The sequence below is a fragment of the Bacillus zhangzhouensis genome, assembly GCF_000715205.1.
Taxonomy (GTDB): Bacteria; Bacillota; Bacilli; order Bacillales; family Bacillaceae; genus Bacillus; species Bacillus zhangzhouensis.
In genome coordinates, this window is record NZ_JOTP01000006.1 from 68167 (window position 1) to 90033 (window position 21867).

5 protein-coding genes are annotated in these 21867 nt (G+C 44.8%); all 5 read right to left on the reverse strand.

Annotation, left to right across the window (positions count from 1 at the left end):
- Positions 1 to 27 precede the first annotated feature (27 nt).
- Genes BA70_RS07330 through BA70_RS07350 form a run of 5 tightly spaced genes read right to left on the reverse strand, consistent with a single transcriptional unit; the run spans position 28 to position 21849 of the window.
- A complete protein-coding gene (locus BA70_RS07330) occupies positions 28 to 1035 on the reverse strand; it encodes a phosphotransferase enzyme family protein (RefSeq protein WP_034320160.1) in 1008 nt (335 codons plus the stop codon).
- Complete coding sequence (locus BA70_RS07335; RefSeq protein ID WP_034320163.1) at positions 1028 to 7438, reverse strand: type I polyketide synthase; 6411 nt, start codon at positions 7436 to 7438, stop codon at positions 1028 to 1030. Before BA70_RS07335 ends, BA70_RS07330 begins: the two co-directional genes overlap by 8 nt.
- Positions 7431 to 14663: a type I polyketide synthase gene (locus BA70_RS07340; RefSeq protein ID WP_034320166.1), complete on the reverse strand. Its 7233-nt coding sequence runs from the start codon at positions 14661 to 14663 to the stop codon at positions 7431 to 7433. Before BA70_RS07340 ends, BA70_RS07335 begins: the two co-directional genes overlap by 8 nt.
- Positions 14664 to 14681: 18 nt before the next feature.
- Complete coding sequence (locus tag BA70_RS07345; RefSeq protein ID WP_034320169.1) at positions 14682 to 19187, reverse strand: type I polyketide synthase; 4506 nt, start codon at positions 19185 to 19187, stop codon at positions 14682 to 14684.
- Positions 19180 to 21849 carry a non-ribosomal peptide synthetase gene (locus tag BA70_RS07350; protein ID WP_034320172.1) on the reverse strand — a complete coding sequence of 890 codons (2670 nt, stop codon included), beginning with the start codon at positions 21847 to 21849 and terminating at the stop codon, positions 19180 to 19182. The genes BA70_RS07345 and BA70_RS07350 overlap by 8 nt, the downstream gene beginning before the upstream one ends.
- Positions 21850 to 21867 lie beyond the last annotated feature (18 nt).

Sequence of the window (21867 nt, forward strand, 5' to 3'; positions counted from 1 at the left end):
CCTCAACACTAGGCGGGGATGTTCGTTTTAAGATTGACTTAGCTTTGTAAAGTCAAACGTCGTAATAGGTGCTGCTTGCTCAATATCGGAGCGGAAGCCAGCGAGCATAGCCTTCTCTTCTTCTCCAAGGGTGGCCAAATCAAAGGCTTGATGCAGCAAACCATAGATCAGCATGTGACGTAAGCGAAGGAAGTCAGGAATGTAGGCGAGCCACTCATCCCCAAGTTCATTCTCTTCACGATAGCCTTTAAGGAACTGCTTCATAAAGTTCCCTGCAAAAGCAGCTTTGTCTTCGTATGGAATCACTGGGTACCACAAGACATTGTATAGCAAAATGCTGATGTCGTTCATAAACCAGTTGTACCCAATATCATCGAAATCAAAGGTTGTGATTTTCCCTTGATCCCAGTGGAAGTTTCCATGATGCAAATCCGCATGAACCAATCCGTACGTATCCTGATTTTTCGGGAGCTTTGCCAGCTTTTCCATTAACCGATCCGCTTGTTCGAACACAAGCGTTTGATCTGCTGGTACATATTTTCGTAGCTTAAGCTGCTCCTCTTCATCCCACTCCTGTCTTTTATAACGTGGGTCTGACAGCTGATAGCTTTTTGTCAGCTTATGCATGCGGCCTGTATATTGTCCAAGGGCATAAAATAATTCATCGTTCCAGTCTGCCTCTTCGACTTTTCGGCCTGGTGCTTTTTCATAGACTCGAAGCAAAAATGCACCGCCTTGCCCATCGTCTACTTGTTCGATATCATGGCCATTTAATGAAGCAATTGGTTTCGCAACCGAAAGACCGCCCTTCGCTAAGTGATGCAGCCATTCCATTTCACCTAAAATATAATCAGGTGATCTGCGGATGGTATGAGTAATTTTTAAAATGAAAGACTCTCCGTCCTTTTTCATTTCATACACATAGTTTTCTGCATCTGCGATAAAGTGGATGTCACTTCGCTGGACCCCGTATAAATGAGTTGCCTCATCTAAAATTTTCGATTCTTCATATATGGCTTTTACATCTTTATGCATGCTGATTCTCCCTCTTCATATATTTTGCTAATTCGCGAATGGTGTGTTTTTCAGCAAAATTCAAATCATCAACATACCAACCCTTCTTTTCAATCTCTACTTCCATTTTGACAGCAAGTAAAGAATTTCCTCCTAAATCGAAAAAGTCGTTGTCAATTCCTACTTTTTCCACATGAAGAATGTCACACCAAATGTCTAAAAGTAACGCCTCTCTTTCATTGGTTGGCTGTGCGTAAAGTCCACCATCCTGCGTATGTTCCGTCTTTAATAATGAACGTAGACCTTCTTCGTCATGCACCTTTAGAGCTTTCACATAGCCGTTGTGCAATGTTTGATCTGTTTGAACCGTTTCCCATGTATAAGCTTCAGAAGCGGGATGACTTGCTGCCTCCATCGTGTGACCCTCTATTTCTCCAGCCGAGTGCTGACGAGATGACAGCTGATTGACGATTTGAATGTGATCACTTAATGAACCGATTTCTTCCACTTTTATTCGATATGTTTGCTGCCCCTCAATCTCCTGCATCTGATGCTCTTCCATAAAGAACTTGAATAGCTGATTACGTCCAGTAGATGCATACGTAAATTCAATGGTCGAAAGTTGGTGCTGACGGCTGTATTCAGCGAGCCATGTCAGACATTTTTGCTCAATGCCTTTCCCTAGAGCACGGCAGCTCAGCATCCATGCATCAATTTTCAAAGTTTCATTCGCATGATGTGCCAAGATGGCGCCTACAATCCCTTCATGACTGAAGCGATCCGCTGCCTCAATGATCCAGCCTTGAACATGCTCATTCTCCATCTGCTCTCTCAGCTGCTGTTCATCAAAGCGCTGATCATTTAAACGGAATTGGTTAATGCGACTGCTCATCTGAGCCACGCGGGCAAGGTGCTGCTCTCCCCATTCTGTTACGCTCATGTTCAAATTCAAATCTTGTAAAAATTGCTCCATTGATGGCGACTCTGCTTGCTCTTTTTTACGTGCTTTTTCAGCCTTGTAGCTCGTTGTCCGCTCTCTATCCTCATCTGTAACATTATAGCGGTCAAATGCCCAAGCATGCTGGGCAAATAACGGAATGGCTTTTTCATTGGCAGGTAACAGCAGTGTCATCACTTCAGGTAGCTCTTCATTCATACGCAAGCACTGTGCTGGGTCATCATCTAAGAAAATAAACTGAGATAATGAAAGGTTCAGTGAATCTGCCATCTCTTTTAGATGGACCGGTTTACTTTCCCAATTGATCCGCCAGTCGACAATATCCTCTTTTTGCAAAATCATATCCGGATGGTTTTCAAACACACGCCACACATCTTCTTCATTGTTCCTGCTACTTAGAACAAGCAGCATCCCCTCTTGTTTCTTTTGTTTTAAAAAGCGCTGGAGCGTTTGATGTTCTTTCGTGATGTCGATGCCTTCCACGCCGTCTTCTGAAACGACACCTCTCCAAAGTGTATGATCGCAGTCAATGGCCGCTACTTTAAATGGTACAACTTGCCATGCAACAATCTCTCTCGCGACTTTTGTACCAATTGCTCCAAAAAAGGCTTCAGTGAATGGGAGATGCGCGGCTTGCTCTCCTTGTTCGTCAAACATCTCTTCCACCTGATATTGCTGAGCAAGCTGACGGCAGTCGATCAGCTGAACGCCGCTCATCTCAGATAACTGGGCGATCCACTCTTGTTCCACGTCTTGCAGGGTGTCTTTAAGAGTAGCATTCATCGGCAAAATGCCAACAAAATATAGGTTATGTTTCGTTTTTAATTTCAGAACGTTTGCGAGTTCTTCTGCATGTTCTGAGGCCAGCTTTTTCTTTTCTTCAAGTGATAGATGCGCTGGACCCGTGATATCCTCCAAACGAACGAGTAGAAGATTGGCTCCATTTTTCTTCTGTGAGATGAGGCTGCGTTCATTTAATAATTCCTGATAGACCTGCCCATACGGTGCAAATTGAACATCGAGCTGCACATCAAACTGCTTGGTCCAGTAATGAATGTACGGAGCGATTGGATCTGCCGTAAATGTTGAGCTGACTGTCAGCACAAGTGGTGCTTTTTTCTCTGCACGTTCTCTTTTCTCTTTTGCCGCTCGTTCTTCTTCCTCTGAAAGTACGGCGAAATCTTTAAGCAATTGATCAGGTGCTTGAACAGCCTGTTCGACCAAGTGCTGGAAGTGTTTCACGAAAGCATGCATCGTCTCATGTTCAAACAGAGCAAGATTGTATTGAAGAACACACTTTAACTCGCCTGTTACCTCTCTGACAACATCCATTTTCATATCGAGCTTGGAAATTCCCTTAGCAAACTCATGCGTTTCAAAGATCAGTCCATCAGCTTCAATTTTAATATTCGGATCGTACTCATTATGATAAATGAGCATCGTATCAAAAAATGGATTGCGATGCGGTCTTGTTTTTGGATTCAGATGCTCGACCATTTGGTCAAATGGATATTCTTGATGATCATATGCATCAAGCAGGACTTGCTTTGTTTGAGCCAATTGCTCGGTAAAGGAAGCCTCTTGTACCATGTCTAGTTTAATTGGCAGGAAGTTCGTAAACATGCCAATTGTATGTTCAATATCGGCGTGACGTCTGCCAGCAACAAGTGAACCGACAATCAGCTCCTCCTGATCGGCATAGCGTGAGAGCAGCAGGCCATATAGCTGGAACAAGATGACATTGTTTGTCAGCTGATATCGTTCAGCGAGCTGTTCAATTTTTTCGACGATGTGCGGTTCAATGTTAAATTTGATCGCTCTTCCTAAGAAGGATTGTTCCTTCCGTTCAAAATCATATGGCATCGTTAAGGTTGGAACGTTTGAGCCAACTTGCTCCTTCCAATAATCCTGCTGCTTTTGAAACATCTCGCTGCGGAAATACTTGTCCTGCCATTCTGCATAATCCTTATATTGAACAGTAAGTTCAGGTAAGGCTTCCCCGCGATAAAGCTCAGTAAATTCTTTAATAAAGATGTTCATGCTCGCACCATCAGCCACAATATTATGCATATCGACTAATAAGAGATGGTCATCTGCTGCGATTTTCACAAAACGCACACGGATTAACGGTGCAGCCTTCAAGTCAAATGGGCGAATGAATTCATCGATTTGTGCTTCTAATTCCTCTTCCTTAGCCTCTGTCATTTCAACAGCAAACTGGAATTCATCATGGACCCGCTGAACGGGTTCTCCATCTTTTAATTCAAAGGTCGTTCGCAAGGTTTCGTGACGATCAATTAATTGCTTGAAGGTCTGCTCAAAACGATCGACGTCGATTTCACCTTTACATCTCAGTGCCATTGGCATGTTGTACGAGGTCACTTGACCAATACGCTGATGAATAAGGAACGTCCGTCTTTGAGCGGCAGATAATGGATACGTGTCTTTCTGTTCCACCGGTTCAATTTTGAAATATTGATGCTTCTCTGCCTTTTCAATGAATGCTTGGAGCTTTTCAATCGTCGGATTGTTGAACATATCTGTGAGCGTTAGCTCTACACCAAATTCTTTGTGAATTTGAGAAATGAGGCCGGTCGCATTTAATGAATGTCCGCCAAGCTCAAAGAAATGATCGTCCTTTTCCACTTTGTCGATTCCTAAAATGTCTTTCCACATCCGCTGTAATGTTGCTTCAATATCACTCGCTGCAGCGGCTTGGCCTTGATTGTTTTCTTCTATTTCTTGTCCCTTGTTTTCCTTAGGCACCACCATTTGCACACCTGAAGACGAAGAGAGTGCTGATGTATCTACCTTTTCGATCCAGTATCTTTGTCGTTCAAACGGATAGGTTGGCAAAGATACTTTTTGAATTGATTTGTGTTGTCTTAATTTTGTCCAGTCAACCGGCACTCCTTGAAGCCAGATGTCACCCAGTCTACTCAACAGATAGCGATCGTCTGCTGCTTCTTCTTTCGGGTGACGCATCAATGGAATCGGTTGCTGATGGTGTTCCTTAGAGGCTTGGCGAATAAAGGCACTTAACGTATTCCCTGGTCCGACTTCAATGAAAATTGGATCAAGCTCCGTTAATAATGTCTCTGCCCCGTCACGGAAACGGACCACTTGTCGCAAGTGATCAGCCCAGTATGCTGGGTCTTGTACTGTCTCATTTTCAATCCACGTACCCGTGACGTTAGAAATATACGGGATAGATGGTGCATTCAGTCGATACTCTGCTAATTTTTCTTTGAATGATGGCAGGATGGCATCCATCATTTTGGAATGGAAGGCATGGGAGGTGTGAAGCTTTCTACATCCATGTCCAGCAGCCTCTAGCTTCTCAGCGAGTGCATCAATGGCTGCTGTCTCACCTGACACCACACATAACTCAGGACCATTTACTGCTGCGAGTGAAAGATCGTCTGTCAAATATGGCAGCACCTTCTGTTCACTCAACGGAACACTCAGCATAGAGCCTTTCGGAAGCTGGCTAATGAGTTGTCCACGATAAGACACGAGATCTATCGCATCTTCTACAGATAGTAAACCAGACACAGCAGCAGCTGTGTATTCTCCGATACTGTGACCGATCATCGCCTGCGGCTTTATCCCAAAATGAATCAACAATTTAGCCAAAGCATATTCAATACTAAACAGGAGCGGCTGCGTATATTCTGTTTGGTTGATCAGCTGACGGTCATCACTTGCTTCTGTTGAAAATAAAATGGTGAATGGGTCAACTGAAACATGCTGTTTGAATTGATCCAAGCATTGATCCAACGCTTCCTTAAAGACTGGATACTTATCATAAAGCTGACGCCCCATATCCACATACTGAGATCCTTGGCCCGGGAAAAGAAAGACGACAGGCCGACTCGATGTTTGAGAACTGGCCGTCTTGACCACCTCTTTTGACCTTTGATTCAGCGCCTGTAACATGTCAGCTATGTCACTTCCAAGAATCACACGCTTATGCGGGAAATGATGGCGTCCTGTTTGGAGCGTATAGGCGATATCCGCTAAACGGACATGCTGCTGATGTTGAAGTAAATAGTCGGCAAGGCGGTCCGTCATTTTCTCAAGGGCTGCTGGTGTTTTTGCAGATAATAAAAGAAGTTCACTGTCATCTGTGTTATCTGGTGCTACACGTGTATTCGGTGCTTCTTCTAAAATGACATGGGCGTTTGTTCCACCAATCCCAAATGAGCTTACACCTGCCCGGCGAGGAGTTGCCTGCTCACCCCATGGCGTCAAGTCTGTGTTCACAACGAAAGGCGAATCGGCAAATTCAATTTTTTCATTCGGCGTCTCGAAATGAATCGTCGGCGGAATCACTTGATGCTTTAAGCTTAAGACCGTTTTAATAAAACCGGCGACACCTGAAGCATCATTCAAATGACCAACATTTGATTTCACAGAACCAATGCGACAAAAGCCTTTTTTATCCGTATCAAACGCTTGCTTGAGTGCTTCAATTTCGATCGGGTCTCCGAGCGTTGTTCCAGTTCCATGTGCTTCAATGTAAGAAATGCTTTCAGGTTCGACCTCAGCCATTCGAAGTGCTGTCTTAATTGCTGATACTTGACCTTTTGTACTCGGCGCTGTATACCCTACTTTTCTATTTCCATCATTATTAATAGAGGACCCTTTAATCACAGCATAAATATGGTCGCCGTCCTCCATTGCATCCTCTAAATTTTTCAAAATGACAGCTCCTGCGCCATCGCCAAAAACGGTTCCATCAGCTTTGTTATCAAAGACGCGGCAATGTCCATCAGATGAATGGATCATGCCTTCTTGATAGAGATAGCCCGATTTTTGCGGCAGACGAATAGACACGCCGCCTGCAACAGCCATATGACAGTCTCCGCTTAATAAAGCCTGAACAGCTAAGTGAATCGACACCATAGAGGTCGAGCAGGCGGTTTGCACCACCATACTCGGTCCCTTCAGATTTAATTTATACGAAATCATCGTCGCCAAATAGTCACGCATATTGAGAACAGCGGCTTCCAGTGTTTTCGAGTCCTCACCCTGAGCAGCCCCTTGAAGAGCTCTCATGACCCATTCTGTATTGATTCCTGCACCTGTATAGAGGCCAATTTGACCTTTATATTCAAACGGATCGTACCCAGCATCCTCAAGCGCCGTCCAAACACATTCATGAAACAGTCTGAACTGCGGGTCCATCATAGCCGCTTCCTTTGGTGTATAGTCAAAGAAATCCGCATCAAATAAATCAACGTCATCAAGCATCCCTTTTGCTTTCACAAACCGGGGGTTTTTCAATAAGGCTTCATCTGTACCTTCACGCCGTAATTCTTCCTCTGTAAAAAAGGAGATTGCTTCCTTCCCCTTTTTCAGATTCTCCCAGTATTCTTCTACGTTTTTGGCACCTGGAAAACGACCTGCAAGACCGATAACAGCAATTTCTGCGCCATGATAGTGATTCGTTGTATCATTCATTCTCGATTCCGCCTCTCAATCTTTTATTCCGTTGCTGTTTAAAACGAGCTCTTCGATCACCTGATGTGACGACGGCTAGTTCTTCTTCCATCGATTCTTCCTTCGATTCATCAGAAGGCTTAATATATTTCGCAAGCTCTGCGACAGATGGGTACGTAAACAAGGTAACAACCGCTTCATTTGTTTGAAGTGCTTGATTTAATCGGTTGGTGACCTGAACGATATCTAGCGAACTTGCGCCAAGATCAAAGAAGTTGTCGTGAATGCCCACTTGTTCCATGCCCATAAAGTCCTGCCACACTTGACAGATCGCTTTTTCAGTTTCATTTCGAGGAGCCACATACGGATTGCTCAGCTCTGGCCTTTCGTGCTTAGACACCTCATATGAATCCTCACTCTCTGCAACCTTCGACTCTAGTGACAGCCATTGATCTATCCGTTGATCAAGATTTCCTGTGGACACGAGCATGTGACGATTCTGTCGATTAGAAAGAACATATTGGAACAGCTCAGCACCCTCTTCTGGTAAAATCGCAAGCTCATTAATCGATTCACCAATGGTCGATTCTAGCTCACCCCAGAAATTCCACGCATCCCAGTTCACACACATCCATGGGGTTTGACTATTTTGATTGAGTCTAGCTGCAAATGCATCCATATATAAGTTAGCCGCTGAGTAAGCAGAGAATCCTAAGCCCCCAAGCAATGCACTAATGGATGAAAAGAGGAGACAAAAATCCGCTTGCTCTTGAGCTAGCAACTGCTCTAGCACATCGAGCCCTTTCACCTTTGATTGGAATTGATCTTCTCCCTGCGCAAGTGTAGAAGGTATATCTTTGATCGCTCGGAAGGATGTACTCCCTGGTAATCCTGCCGCATGGAACACACCATGAACGCCGCCATGTTTTTTACGAATGGTCTCAAATACATGCTTCATTTGATCAAGATCTCCCGCATTCGCCTGCACCGCTTCAACTGTTGCACCTAATCGTTCGAGCTCGAGTACTTTCTCAATTCTCGTACGCTGCGCTTCATCCGCATTTTCTTGATGAGCATATGACGCCCATTCGTCTCTTGGCGGCAATGCTGTTCTTCCTGTTAAATAAAGATGCACATTTCCTTCTTTCGCCAGCATCTTTGATAGGACAAAACCGATGCCTCCTAAACCGCCCGTGATGAGATACACGCCATTTGGTCTGATCATCTTCGGAAGGCCCTCTTCTTTTTGCAGTGGCATACGTTTGTAGCTCTGCACCCAGCGTTGACGATTGCGATACGCCACAAGCTGATCCTTTCCAGGCTGCATGATTTCCTGCACAATGAGATCGACAAGTGCTTGTTCCTTCCAAGACATCACGTCTGGCACGTCTTCCACATCGATATTCCAGCATTTGATATGGTGGTATTCCTGTGAAATGACTTTACACGGCCCAAGCATTGCACTTTTCTCTGCACAAATCGTCTCATTCCCTGTGACTGGCTGAATCCCGCTAGTGACAGTAAACAGACGGCATTCTCGAATATTTTTTTGTGCCGCAATGGCTTGAGATAAGAAAATTAAACTGTAATAGCCTTTTTCAATTTGCGCCTGAAAAGCGTTTTGACGACTCGCGATGTCATCTTCTTTCGAAGCTTCCCATAAATGCAGAATACGAGTGATATTGACACCTCTATTAGACAATGAATCTAGCATGTTTCGATAATGCTGGCCTTCTGCCGGGTTGATCGTAAACGATTGACCTTTCTCTTGGTAAGCTTCACCCTTTGTGACAGAAATGGCCTTGATTCCTTGTTGATTGAAAGATTGTATAAACAGTTCATGAAAGGCATCCTGTTCCCTGAAAATGAGCCATGTTTGTTCTTCTGTTTCTTTTTCAAAAACTGGATCTAGCGGCTGCTGCTCCCAAGAAGGCAGATAGAACCATTCTCCCATCTCTTTCTTCTTCGTTTCCTTTGGAACTGATAGCTGCGGAGAAGCGGGCTTTCCTGCTTCAATCCAATATCGTTTACGCTCGAATGGATAGGTTGGCAGAGAGACAAGCTGACGCTCCTCTTGAGTTGGACTTGGCTGCGTCTTGACCTCGTAGCCGCCTGCCCATAGCTCACCTATTCGTTTTAAGAAATACGCATGATCATCCGCTTGCTCCCTTGCATGTCTCACCATATTCAGCACATCATGATGAGGCTCTTTGTTTTCATGACGTTTCGCTAATGCCGTCAAGCTATTTCCAGGTCCTACCTCAATGAGAGCTCGTACTTCATCGGTGAATAGCTGAGACAAGCCATCATGAAAATGAACGGTTCCACGAAGGTGATTTGTCCAATAAGATGCTGTCTTTACCTCTTCACTTGTCGCCCAAGTGCCTGTCACATTGGAGATGAACGGAATTGTCGGCTCATGCAATTCCACCTGCTCTACGAATTGATGAAATGCCTCCAGCATCGGTTCCATCATGTACGAATGAAAGGCATGGGAAGTATGAAGCTGTCTTGTGACAATCCCTTTGTCTTGCAGCTTCTTTTCAAAGGCGGTAACATGCTCTTCCTTCCCAGAGACAACACAAAGGTCTTTTGCATTGACAGCAGCAACGGAAAGCGATTCATCGATCATCGAGGCAAGCTCTGCCTCCGGTAATTGCACACTAAGCATGGCGCCTTTTTCCATGTCTTGCATCAATCTGCCTCTTGCCATAACGAGTGTTAATGCAGACTCCAGTGAGAAGACACCTGACAAGCAAGCGGCAACGTATTCACCAATACTGTGTCCAATCATCGATTCCGGCTCAATGCCGCTATGCTGCAGTAATTTCGCTAATGCATACTCAAATATGAAGAGAAGCGGCTGTGCATTTGACGTTTTTGTGATGTCTTGGTTTGTTTCATCCTCTGAAAAAACAATGGCCTTTAAATCAACTTGTTCTGTTTCCATTACATATTTGAAGCATCTGTCTACTTCCCATTTAAACACTGGCTCTGCTTCGTATAATCCGCGCATCATGCCAGCATATTGAGCGCCTTGACCCGAGAACACAAATGTAGCTTTACGCCATTTTTTGCTTCGGAACACACTGGTTTCAAGTTGTTTTTGTTGCAGCCATTCATCAGCAGACGAGAGCACGATGGCTTTTCGGTACGGAAATTGCTTTCTACCATAGCGCAATGTATAAGCAATATCTTCAAGCGGAACTTGAGGATGCTGTGTCACATATTGCTTTAATTGATCCGTCATTGCCGCTAAAGCAGTATCCGTTTTTGCAGATAGGACGAGCAGCTGGTTTTGCTTAGAAGCTGGTTTCTGCTTCGCCAGTATTCCTTCTTCTATGATCATATGGGCGTTCGTTCCGCCGATACCGAAAGAACTGACCCCCGCTCTTCTCGGCTCATCTGATTCCTTCCAGTAGAGCGCCTTTTGATTCACATAAAACGGTGTATCTTTGAAAGGAATATCCTCATTTGGTGACTCATAATGAATGGTCGGCGGGATCGTTTTATGTTGTATAGCCAAAATGGCTTTAAACAGACCTGCAATCCCTGCCGCACTATTTAAGTGTCCGACGTTACTTTTGACAGAACCGATTGGAATAGTCAGCGGCTCTGTTCCTTTAAACACTTGGCTAAGGGCAGATACCTCGATTGGATCTCCCATTTTTGTCCCCGTTCCATGCGCTTCTAAATAACCGATGGAAGCTGGATCTATGCCAGATTTTTCATACGTTTCTTTTAGAACCTCTGCCTGTCCTTCCACACTCGGTGCGGTAAAACCAGCTTTTCGGTTGCCATCATTGTTCACTCCAACCCCTTTGATAACAGCATGAATCGGGTTGCCGTCTCTGATGGCATCTTCGTAACGTTTTAACAGAACAATCCCCGCTCCATCTCCGAAAATGGTTCCGCTCGCCTCTTGGTCAAACGGACGGCAATGCCCATCTTTTGATTGAATCATCCCATCTTGATAGATATAGCCGATATTTTCTGGAGAGCTGACCGTCACACCACCAGCAAGCGCTGCATCACATTCTTGATTCAATAATGCTTGACAGGCCATGCCAATATTGACAAGTGAGGTCGAACAAGCTGTCTGCATGGTCACACTAGGTCCGTGTAAATTCAATTTATAAGAAAGCTGTGTACTAAAGAACTCACGATCATTTAACAGCATCGCACTGAATTGCTCTGTTGCTTCCATTTGATGTGCAAAGCGCGTCAGCCATTCATGATTTGGGCTTGTTCCTGTATAAACGCCAATTTTCCCAGCCATTCTGTCAGGGTCACAGCCAGCATCCTCCAGCGCCTCCCAAGCACATTCATGCAAAAGTCTGAACTGCGGATCCATCAGCTCTGCCTCTCTAGCAGAATAGTTGAAGAAGTCTGCATCAAAGCCCTCGATATCTTGTAAACGGCCTTTTGCTCCGATAAAATTCGGATGCTGATAAACAGACGCATCCAGCCCTGCTTTCTTGAGCTCTTCTTCTGTGAAAAAGTGAATCATTTCCTCGCCATTCACAAGACGCTGCCAAAAGTCTTCTAGCGACGACGTCCCTGGGAACCTTCCTGCCATTCCGACAATTGCAATATCTGTATATTCAGGTGATGCGATCTTTGCTGGGAGAGAAGCAGGTGTTTGTTCACGTTCTGTCTGTTCTTCAAACAAATATTCAGAAAGGCTTGCCACTGTGGCAAAACGATACAATTGAACGGTGTCTATTTTTTGATCCATTCGCTCAGATATTTTCGCTGCAAGCTGGGATATATCAAGAGATGTCGCACCAAATTCAAAAAATGGTGATTCATCGTCTATTTGATCAAACCCAAAATGAGTTTGAACAATGTCATGAATGTCTTTTTGTAAAGAAGCGAGCGATGTAAATACACGCTTTTCCTCTTGTGGTTTTTGCGGTTCAATGGCTGCCACCGGTTTTGTTTGTGCAGAGAAGTCTTTTTTATGAAATGGATATCCAGGGAGCGGAATACGCTGCCTGTTCTTCTCCTCTGTTAAAGGAAAAGCTAAGTCGACCCCCATTTCCCAAAGAACACCTGCGATTTGAAGAATGTCTCCATCAAGTGGTTCGGCTGTTTTTTCTGCTCCTTTTTCAACTACCATGCCTTGTTTCATTGAAAGATCGATGATCAAGGCTGTTGATTCCTGCTCATTCAAGAATGACTTTACAGTCTGGTTCTTATCAAGGAAACGCTTTGCAGACGATGGTTGGAAAGTGGTCAGTTCCTCACCCGTCTGTTGAATGTAAACAGGCTGATGCAGTGTTTTTTGATGCAGAGTAGAAAGCCATTGATCCACCGTTTGAGTGTCATGAAGGTGATACACAATGGATGCCGCTTCTGTTAGCTCAAGACCGCCTGCTGCACATAAAGCTGTCCACACCCCGCTTCCTTCTCCAATCCATACGTCTGGTTCAATTCCGAGTGCCTTCAGCTGATAGGCAAAAGCCGATGTCATGATCAGCATAGCCACTTCTGCTTGACCGCTTGGTTTTGAATGGAATAGCTCGTCTTTTTTTATAGGTAACACGGATTGGACGAGACTCACTGACCGATCCACTTCTGTCTTGAAGGAATGATCTTTCTCATACAGCTTGATGTACTCACGTAAGCCTGTCTCATGATAGCCAGTCAACCTCATGCTCATCCGTTTGAAAAGAGCACTTTCTCTGCCAAATGGATCTTCATTTAGAACTTGCAGTTTCTCCAGTAATTCATCGCGCGTTGAGCAGACAAACGTTTTTCGGTATTGGAAGGCTCTTCTTCCACTTTGTAAGGTGTAAGCTGCTTGACCAAGTGAGAGTTCATGATGTGAGGAAACATATTCCTTCAGGTTTTTTGTCATACTCTTCATGTCATGCTTTGATCTGGCTGACAGAACGATTAATTCTTTTGACGAGGCCGACCTGTTTGCTTTTCTCGGCTTTGCCTCTTCTAAGATGACATGGGCATTTGCACCACCTATGCCAAAGGCGCTGATCCCAGCTCTCCTTGGCAAATGAGACGCCTTCCACTCTTCTTTATCCGTCCCAACATAAAATGGGGTTTGATCAAATGGAATACGGTGATTCGGCTTATCAAAGTGCGGCATTGGAACAAATTGACGATGATGCAGCATCATGACTGTTTTGATAAACCCAGCCACGCCGCTTGCGGCATCTAAATGACCGATATTGGCTTTGACTGATCCAATCCGGCAAAAGCCTTGTTGATCTGTTTGAAAAGCACGAGTGAGCGCTTCAATCTCTATCGGATCCCCAACTGGCGTACCCGTTCCATGTGCTTCGATATAAGAAATCGTCTCTGGTTCTGTCTCAGCCATTTCTAAAGCAGATTCAATGACGCTTGCCTGACCACTGACACTTGGAGCCGTATAGCCGACTTTATTGCTTCCATCATTGTTCGTTGCAGACCCTTTCACGACGGCATAAATAAAATCTCCGTCTTCTATCGCATCTTTTAATCGTTTTAGCGCCACAACGCCTGCACCTTCTCCAAAAATGGTCCCTTTTGCTTTCTCATCAAATGGTCGGCAATGGCCATCAGGAGAATAAATCATTCCTTCTTGGTATTGATACCCTGTGATCTGCGGCTGATGGAGTGTGACACCGCCAGCTAACGCAAGATCACATTCTCCACCGATTAATCCTTGGCATGCCATATGGATAGCAACAAGCGACGTGGAGCAAGCCGTTTGTACGGATACGCTTGGACCTTTTAGATTTAATTTATAGGCAACCCGAGAAGCGAAGGACGGGTCATTGAGATGCATGATTTGAAACACATCTTCGTTCTTTCCAAGTGACGACATATGCTGCCCCATCCACGATAGATTGCTAGATGCGCCAGCATAAAGGCCAATTAACCCATCGTATTGCTCCGGATCATAGCCAGCGTCTTCTAACGCATGCCATGTACATTCATGCATCAATCGAATTTGCGGATCCATGATCGAAGCCTCTCGCGGAGTATAGCCAAAGAAGTCAGCATCAAATGATGCCGCATCTTGTAAATATGGCTTGGCCTTCACATAATCAGGATGCTTTAGCAGCGCTTCATCTACACCCGCTGCCTTTAATTCCTCATCAGTGAAAAACGTAACGGATTCCTTTCCTTGCGATACATTTTCCCAAAACGTTTGGACATCCGGTGCTCCGGGAAACGTACCTGCTAATCCTACTACTGCAATTTCAAGTCCAGATTCGGTCCATTGCTCTTGATCAGACATACGCTACATTTCTCCCATCTATTTTCGTTTTAATCTCTGTTTACGGCGATTTTTCCCTTCAGCCATTGCTTGTTTACGTAAATTAGATGATTCAGTGACAGCTTGCTTTTCTTTTTTTACACCATGTATTTTCTTCAGTTCGGCAGCCAATGACGCGATGGTTGGATGGCTGTACATCATGACTACCGGAACCTCGATGCCGTATACCGATTTGATATGACCACTCATCTGCAATAAATCAAGAGACGTCGCACCCATTTCAAAGAAATTCTCATTCACATCCGGTTCATGCTTAAAAAAGGAGCTAAGCAGATCACTCAATGATGCTTCTAGACGTTCATCTATGATCTGTGATATCTCTTGAGACGGCTCATCCTCTAGCTGTACAGGTGTTAAGCGATGTTTGATTCTCTCCCCCATATCTCGAACGGATACAAGAATTTGCGGATAATCTAGACGTAGCACTTCTTGAAAGGCCTTTATTCCTTTTTCTGGAGAAATTCCTACCTGCTCCTCAAGTGCCATCATGTCATTGACTTTGGCAGCCAATGCCGAATCGTGTGCCATACCGACTTTCTCCCAGCGATCCCAATTCAAAGAAATAACCGGCTTCCCTTCCTGCCTTTTAGCATGAGCAAAGCTGTCCATAAAAGCATTTGAAGCCGCATAAGCCACTTGTCCAGCCGCTCCAAGAAAGGATACAAGGGATGAACAAAGCAAGAAGAAATCGAGCGTTTCATCCTTGAGTGCTTCTCCCAGCAAATAGGTCCCGTTGATTTTTGCCTGACACATGCGAATCTCATCGTCTGCTGTTCTTGCTTGAATGATCTTCCCATCTGCCTCTCCTGCCGCGTGAATGACGCCATGTAAACCACCAAATGCCATATGAGCCAGCTGAATTGCTTTCTGCACGGCACATTCATCTGACACATCACCGTGTACAACTTGTACATCAGCCCCTAATTCTTCAAGAGCTAGTAGCTTTTTCACGGCCTCAGCTTCTTTCCCCTCCGCATCACGCAGTTTATGCCATTCAGAGCGTTCACGTATTTGTGATCGGCTCATGAGCACAAGTTTTGCTTGATACGTTTCTGCTAAATGTTTAGCTAGTGTGAAGCCAATGCCGCCCATACCGCCAGTGATGAGATAAACGCCATTAGACCTGATAGAATGCTTGGACGACTTCTCTTTTCTTAACGGTGTGCTTGAAGCTTTTCGAACCCAGCGGCTGCTCCCGCGATACGCCACGACCTGTTCTTGATCGTGCATCTCTACCTCATATGAAAGAAATAGTGGCCAATTCGCCTTAGTATCCTGACATAGATCAATGTGCTGACACTCTATGTGCTGATATTCTTGAGGAATGGTCAGTGCCAGTCCTGTTAATGTTGCTTGAAGGGGATCGACTTTCTCTATGCCGATGACATCATGCGCTTGGCTCGTCACGAGATGAAGACGCATGTTTGTGTTATGGTATTTGCTGATCAACCTGACGAGATCGAGCACAGATAAGTAGTTTGGCTTGTTTTCGATATCCTCCGTCAGTTCATCATGCATCCAAATGATCTCTTCAGGGATAAATCCAGATTGCTGTAATTCAGCCATGATCCACTCTAAATGTGACAGTATATGAACGTCAGCCTTCATCAGCTGGTCATTTTCTTTGATCGTATGATCACTTTGACATACGCTGACAACCTGCGCATGCCGTCCTTTCAAATAGGCGCCAATATGACCATCTTTCTCAAAAACCAACACACGTTTCCCGTGATGATGCTGCTCTTTTAGTACAGGTGAAGAGCGCTCCCACACCGGAATGTAAAACCAGTCTTGAAAATCAGCTAAGTGATTCTCCTCCTGTCCTGATGGTGTTAAAGCGGTCATCATCTGGTCCGCTTTGAACTGCGGCGAGGGGAATATTTGATGCTCAAATGGATATGTTGGCAGTGAGACTCGATATGGGGTCTCCTCTTTTCTAACAGCGCTCCAGTTCGGCTCCACTCCGAAACTCCACAGCTTCCCTATGGCCTTTTGCATATATTCATCATCAGCTGCTTGCTCTTTTGGATGTCGCACCAATGAAACAGCAGCTGCTTTATCCACATCATAGCGATCGTGGCGTCTCACGAATTGAGTCAATGTATGACCTGGCCCCAATTCAATGAAGACCACCTCTCCAAGTCCAAGTAGCGTCTCTATTCCTTGACTAAATAAAACAGGCTGTCTGATATGAGATGCCCAGTAATCAGGTGATGCTGCTTGCTCATGGGTTAACCAGCTCCCTGTCACATTGGAAACAATCGGTATCTCGCCTTGCTGATAGGCGATCTCAGAGAGTACTTCCTTAAACTGATCGGCCGCTTCATCCATCATACTCGTATGAAAGGCGTGAGAGGTTTTCAGCTTTTGGACAGAAGCACCGCTTTTCTCAGCTTGTTCGATATATACCTGTAAACGGTCTGTAGGACCGGAAACAACGGATAATTGTGAGCTATTCACAGCAGATAGCTCGACACCTTCTGGAAGTTCATGCTTAATCTCCTCGGCAGGAAGTGTCACACCGGCCATATCACCTGGAGGCATCTTTTGCATCAAATTGCCTCTTTTTAAAACGATCCGGATTGCATCTTCAAGATGGATGATACCGGCCACACAGGCTGCCGTAATTTCTCCAATACTATGACCGATGAAATAATGCGGGCGTATGCCTAGTCCCATCAGCTTCGATGCGAGTGCATACTCAAAACTAAACAAGATGATTTGTGTATAAGACGTTTGCTGCATGAGTTGTTCTGCTTCAATGAAGTCTGCTTCGGTTATTGGATATAATACTTTCTCGATCTCAACACCTGCCAAGGATAAAATGATGGCAAAACATTTTTGAAGCGTTTGTTTAAATACAGGGTCGTTCTCATATAAATCCTTGCCCATATTGACATACTGAGCACCTTGACCAGAGAACATCCAAACGACCGCAGGCTGCTGAAAGGCCTTTTGAGGCTGTCCAGCTGACTGGAATGTGCGATCGGAGCTTGCAAGAAATGCTTGTCGATAAGGAAAATGCTTTCGCCCCTCCTGCATCGTAAACGCAGCATGGGATAGCGGCACGTCCTTTTGTTCTTTTAAATAGGAAGTGATTTGCTCAGCAGACGTTTGAACCGCTTGTTTCGACCTTGCTGATATCACCATGAGTTCGTGATCCTTGTCTACTGACGGCTTTTCAGCTGTAGGCGCCTCTTCCATGATGAGATGTACATTCGTACCACCGACTCCGAATGAACTGACCCCAGCACGCAGTGGCTGCTCTCGTTTCTTCCATGGTACGGGTGTTGTATTCACATAAAACGGGCTTGATTCAAAATCAATTTTCGGATTCGGTCTTTCATAATGAAGACTAGGTGGCAGCGTCTGATGATACAGACTAAGCGTCGTTTTGATAAAACCGGCAATTCCTGCCGCTGAATCAAGATGACCGATATTGGTTTTCACAGACCCGATGGCACAAAACTGTTTTTTATCCGTTTGAAAGGCTTGATTCAGTGATTCAATTTCAACTGGATCTCCAAGGGTCGTACCTGTGCCATGTGCTTCGATATAAGAAATGCTCTCGGCTTCTACACGACTGATCTTGAGCGCCTTTTTAATAATTTCACTTTGCCCTTCTATACTTGGTGCTGTGTAACCAACCTTTCGCCCACCATCATTGTTATACGCTGACCCTTTAATCACCCCATAGATGTGATCCTTATCCTTTAGTGCCTGCTTTAATGATTTGAGCACAACAACTCCACAGCCCTCGCCGCCAACTGTTCCTTTTGCCTGTTCATCAAAGGCTCGGCAGTGTCCATCAGGGGACATGATCATGCCCTCTTGATACATGTATCCTTTTTTGTGTGGAGTCGTGATGGTGACGCCGCCAGCGAGTGCCATTTTACATTCACCAGTGAGAAGGGAGCGTGCCGCCAAATGAACTGCAACCAAAGAGGAGGAACAAGCTGTATCAACAGCCACACTTGGTCCCTTCAAATTCAATTTATAGGACACCTTTGTGTTCATAAAATCTTTATCTGTTAATTGAACAGCCGCAAATTGCTCAGATGAGTTATTCGTTCTCATCAGCATGGAAGCAGCCTGCCAGTATAAATTGGCAGAAGCAGCACCAAATAAACCGATCGGCTCCTGATAGGTTTCAGGGTTATAGCCTGCATCTTCAAGGGATTCCCACGCCACCTCATGAAACATGCGGATTTGCGGGTCCATTACTTCTGCCTCCCGCTGTGAATAACCAAAGAAATCCGCATCAAAGTGATCATGCTGATCTACTGCTCCTTTGGCACGTACATATTGCTCATGATCCAGTGCTTCTTGTTCAACCCCCGCCTCGAGCAATTCTTCCTTAGAAAAAAACGTAATGGACTCTCTACCATTTGCAAGGTTATCCCAAAAGCTACGAATATTCTTCGCTCCCGGAAAACGGCAGGCCATACCAACCACCGCAACCTCTAATCCTGTTAACTTACTCATCTATCATCCCGCCTAACAGTTGTGCGGCACTTTCTAAGTCATCCGCTTCATTTTCTCCATCAGCTTCTATTTGTTTATCTTGTCCTGCTGATTTGTTTTTTAATTGGGCTGCTATTTGTGAAACAGTTGTATATTGGAACAGTTCCATCACTGTCAGCTCCTGCTGAAATTCTTCTTTCACTTTATTGGACAGCTCAACGATATTAAAAGAGTTCCCACCCAAATCGAAAAACGGTTCATCTAATCGAATGTGAGAAGCAGGGACTTGTAAAATAGAAGCGAAAATGCGAACAAGCTTCTGCTCTGTTTCATTGTGTGCTTGAATAGCCACTCGCTCTTGCCCGGCTGGCAACTGATCTTCTGGATTCGGCAGTGCTTGAATATCTAATTTTCCTGATAGATTTAAAGGAAATTGCTCTACTTGAATCAAATGCCTTGGCACCATATACCCTGGTAATCTCCCACTTAGAGATTGACGAAGTACACGCTGATCTATGACTTGATTTGCCATCAAATATGCGCAAATGTATTGGTCCTGCTCCGTCGTCTCCTTAGGGATCACAATGACATCTTGGATTAGTCCTTGCATATTCGGATCATCAAGAATAGCTCTGCGGATCTCCTCCAGCTCAATTCGATACCCTCTGATTTTAACTTGGTTGTCGTTCCTTTTGGCAAATTCCAAGACCCCATCAAACCGCCATCTTGCAAGGTCCCCCGTACCGTATAACACCCCGCTGCTCAACTCTGGTTTTTTGATAAATTTCTCCTTGCTCAGATCAGGATGATTGATGTACCCACGCCCTACACCATCGCCTGAGATATACAGTTCACCAAAGACACCAATCGGAACTGGCTCCCCTTGCCCGTCACATATGAAGATGCGCTCATTTGGCATCGGCTTCCCAATAGGAATGACCTGTTCATCCCAGTTATGTGGAATCAAAAAGGATGACGATTGAACAGTACATTCAGTAGGCCCATATGCATTAATCATGATGGGTTTTTCACTTGATAGATGCTGTAAAAATTGATCCATCAGTTCTTTTGTAAATACTTCTCCGCCTACAAGCAGCATGTTCAAAGCAGGCAGATCCTGTTTCGATTGCCCTGCTGCCTTGTTCATCAGCTTTAAATGAGAGGGTGTCACATCTGACAGCTGAATGTGGTTTTCTCGATAAAAATCCCACAATGCATGCCCATCCATACGGACTTCATCTTTGGCAATATGCAGCGTATGTCCGAGCAACAATGTTGGAAACAACGTTTGAACAGACGCATCAAAAATATGTGAAGCCAGCATCCCTACTTGCACATCATCTGGAAGCAGATCAAAAAAGCGTGTTTTCATTCCGTACACCAAATTAATGACATGACGATGTTCAATGACGACCCCTTTCGGATGCCCTGTCGTTCCTGATGTATACAGAACATAAGCCATATCCGAAGGCGAAATAGACCAAGTCAGGTCCTCTTTTATTTCCGATTCATGAAGCATGTCTTGAATGACATGAACCTCGACATCCAATCCTTCATGTTCGGCTGCATCCGATACAATCGCTGTAGCGCCACTGTTTTTGAGCATATACCGAATTCTTTCGATCGGCAGATGAACATCAATTGGTAGATAAGCATAGCCAGCCTTTAAGATGCCAAGAATGGCAATCACAAGTTCAGCAGACCGATACATTCTGAGACCGACTGGGGTCTCCCGTATCATCTGACTTTGAGAGAGTCTAAGCGCAATGCGATCCGATAAATGGTCAACCTCTTCATATGTATAGGAGGTGGTGCCGAACAAAACGGCCGTTCGTGCTGGATGCAATTGGACTTGCTGTTGAAATAAAGACACAATATCACGATCCACTGGATAAGCGAGCGACTCCCCTTGAAACGCATCAAACAACTGACTTTTTTCCATGTCAGATAGAAATGAGTGTGTGCTCATCGCTTGTTCAGGCGCTTTGAGCAATTGCTCTGTGAGTGTCATGAAATGTTTGGAAAACTGCTCCATCATTTGATCGTCATAAATGGAAGCATCCCAGTGGACTTCGGTATGCAGCTGATCTTGTGCTTTCTTCCAAACAATAAGCACATCAGCATTTAAATGCTTTCGGTCAGCCTGTCCATGCAATGTCTCAAACGCACATGCCAGATTGACACGCTCCTTGCCGTCACCTAATGAATGCCAAAGTTCCTCCATTAAAATATGAACAGGATAGTTTTGATGACGCACTGCCTCCTGAAACGATCGTTTCACTGCATCTAACCCTGCGCTGAAGCTCATATGAGGATCAAACTCTGCCTTGAGTGGCAGCATATGATTAATGGCAGATTGATTGGCGGACTGTTCCATTGTAGGAACAGTCACCATCAACTCAGTTTTTCCGCTGTAACGTTGCAGCAAGCCAAAAGCAGCTGTGGTCAGCACGATAAACATCCGCAAATCAGAATCTCCACATAATTGCTTTAACGAATGGTTCACAGCCACCGGGAAGGACGAATGAAGCGATCGGTTCATTGCAGCAGGCTTGACTTGTGAAACCGTATGGGGAATGCGACCATCCAGCTGGACACCTGATAAAATAGATGTCCAGTAGGCTCTTTCCTTCACCTTTTCCTTAGCCGCTGCTTTCAGTTGAAAATCATCATGTTCAATCACTCTTCCATTCACCTCTTT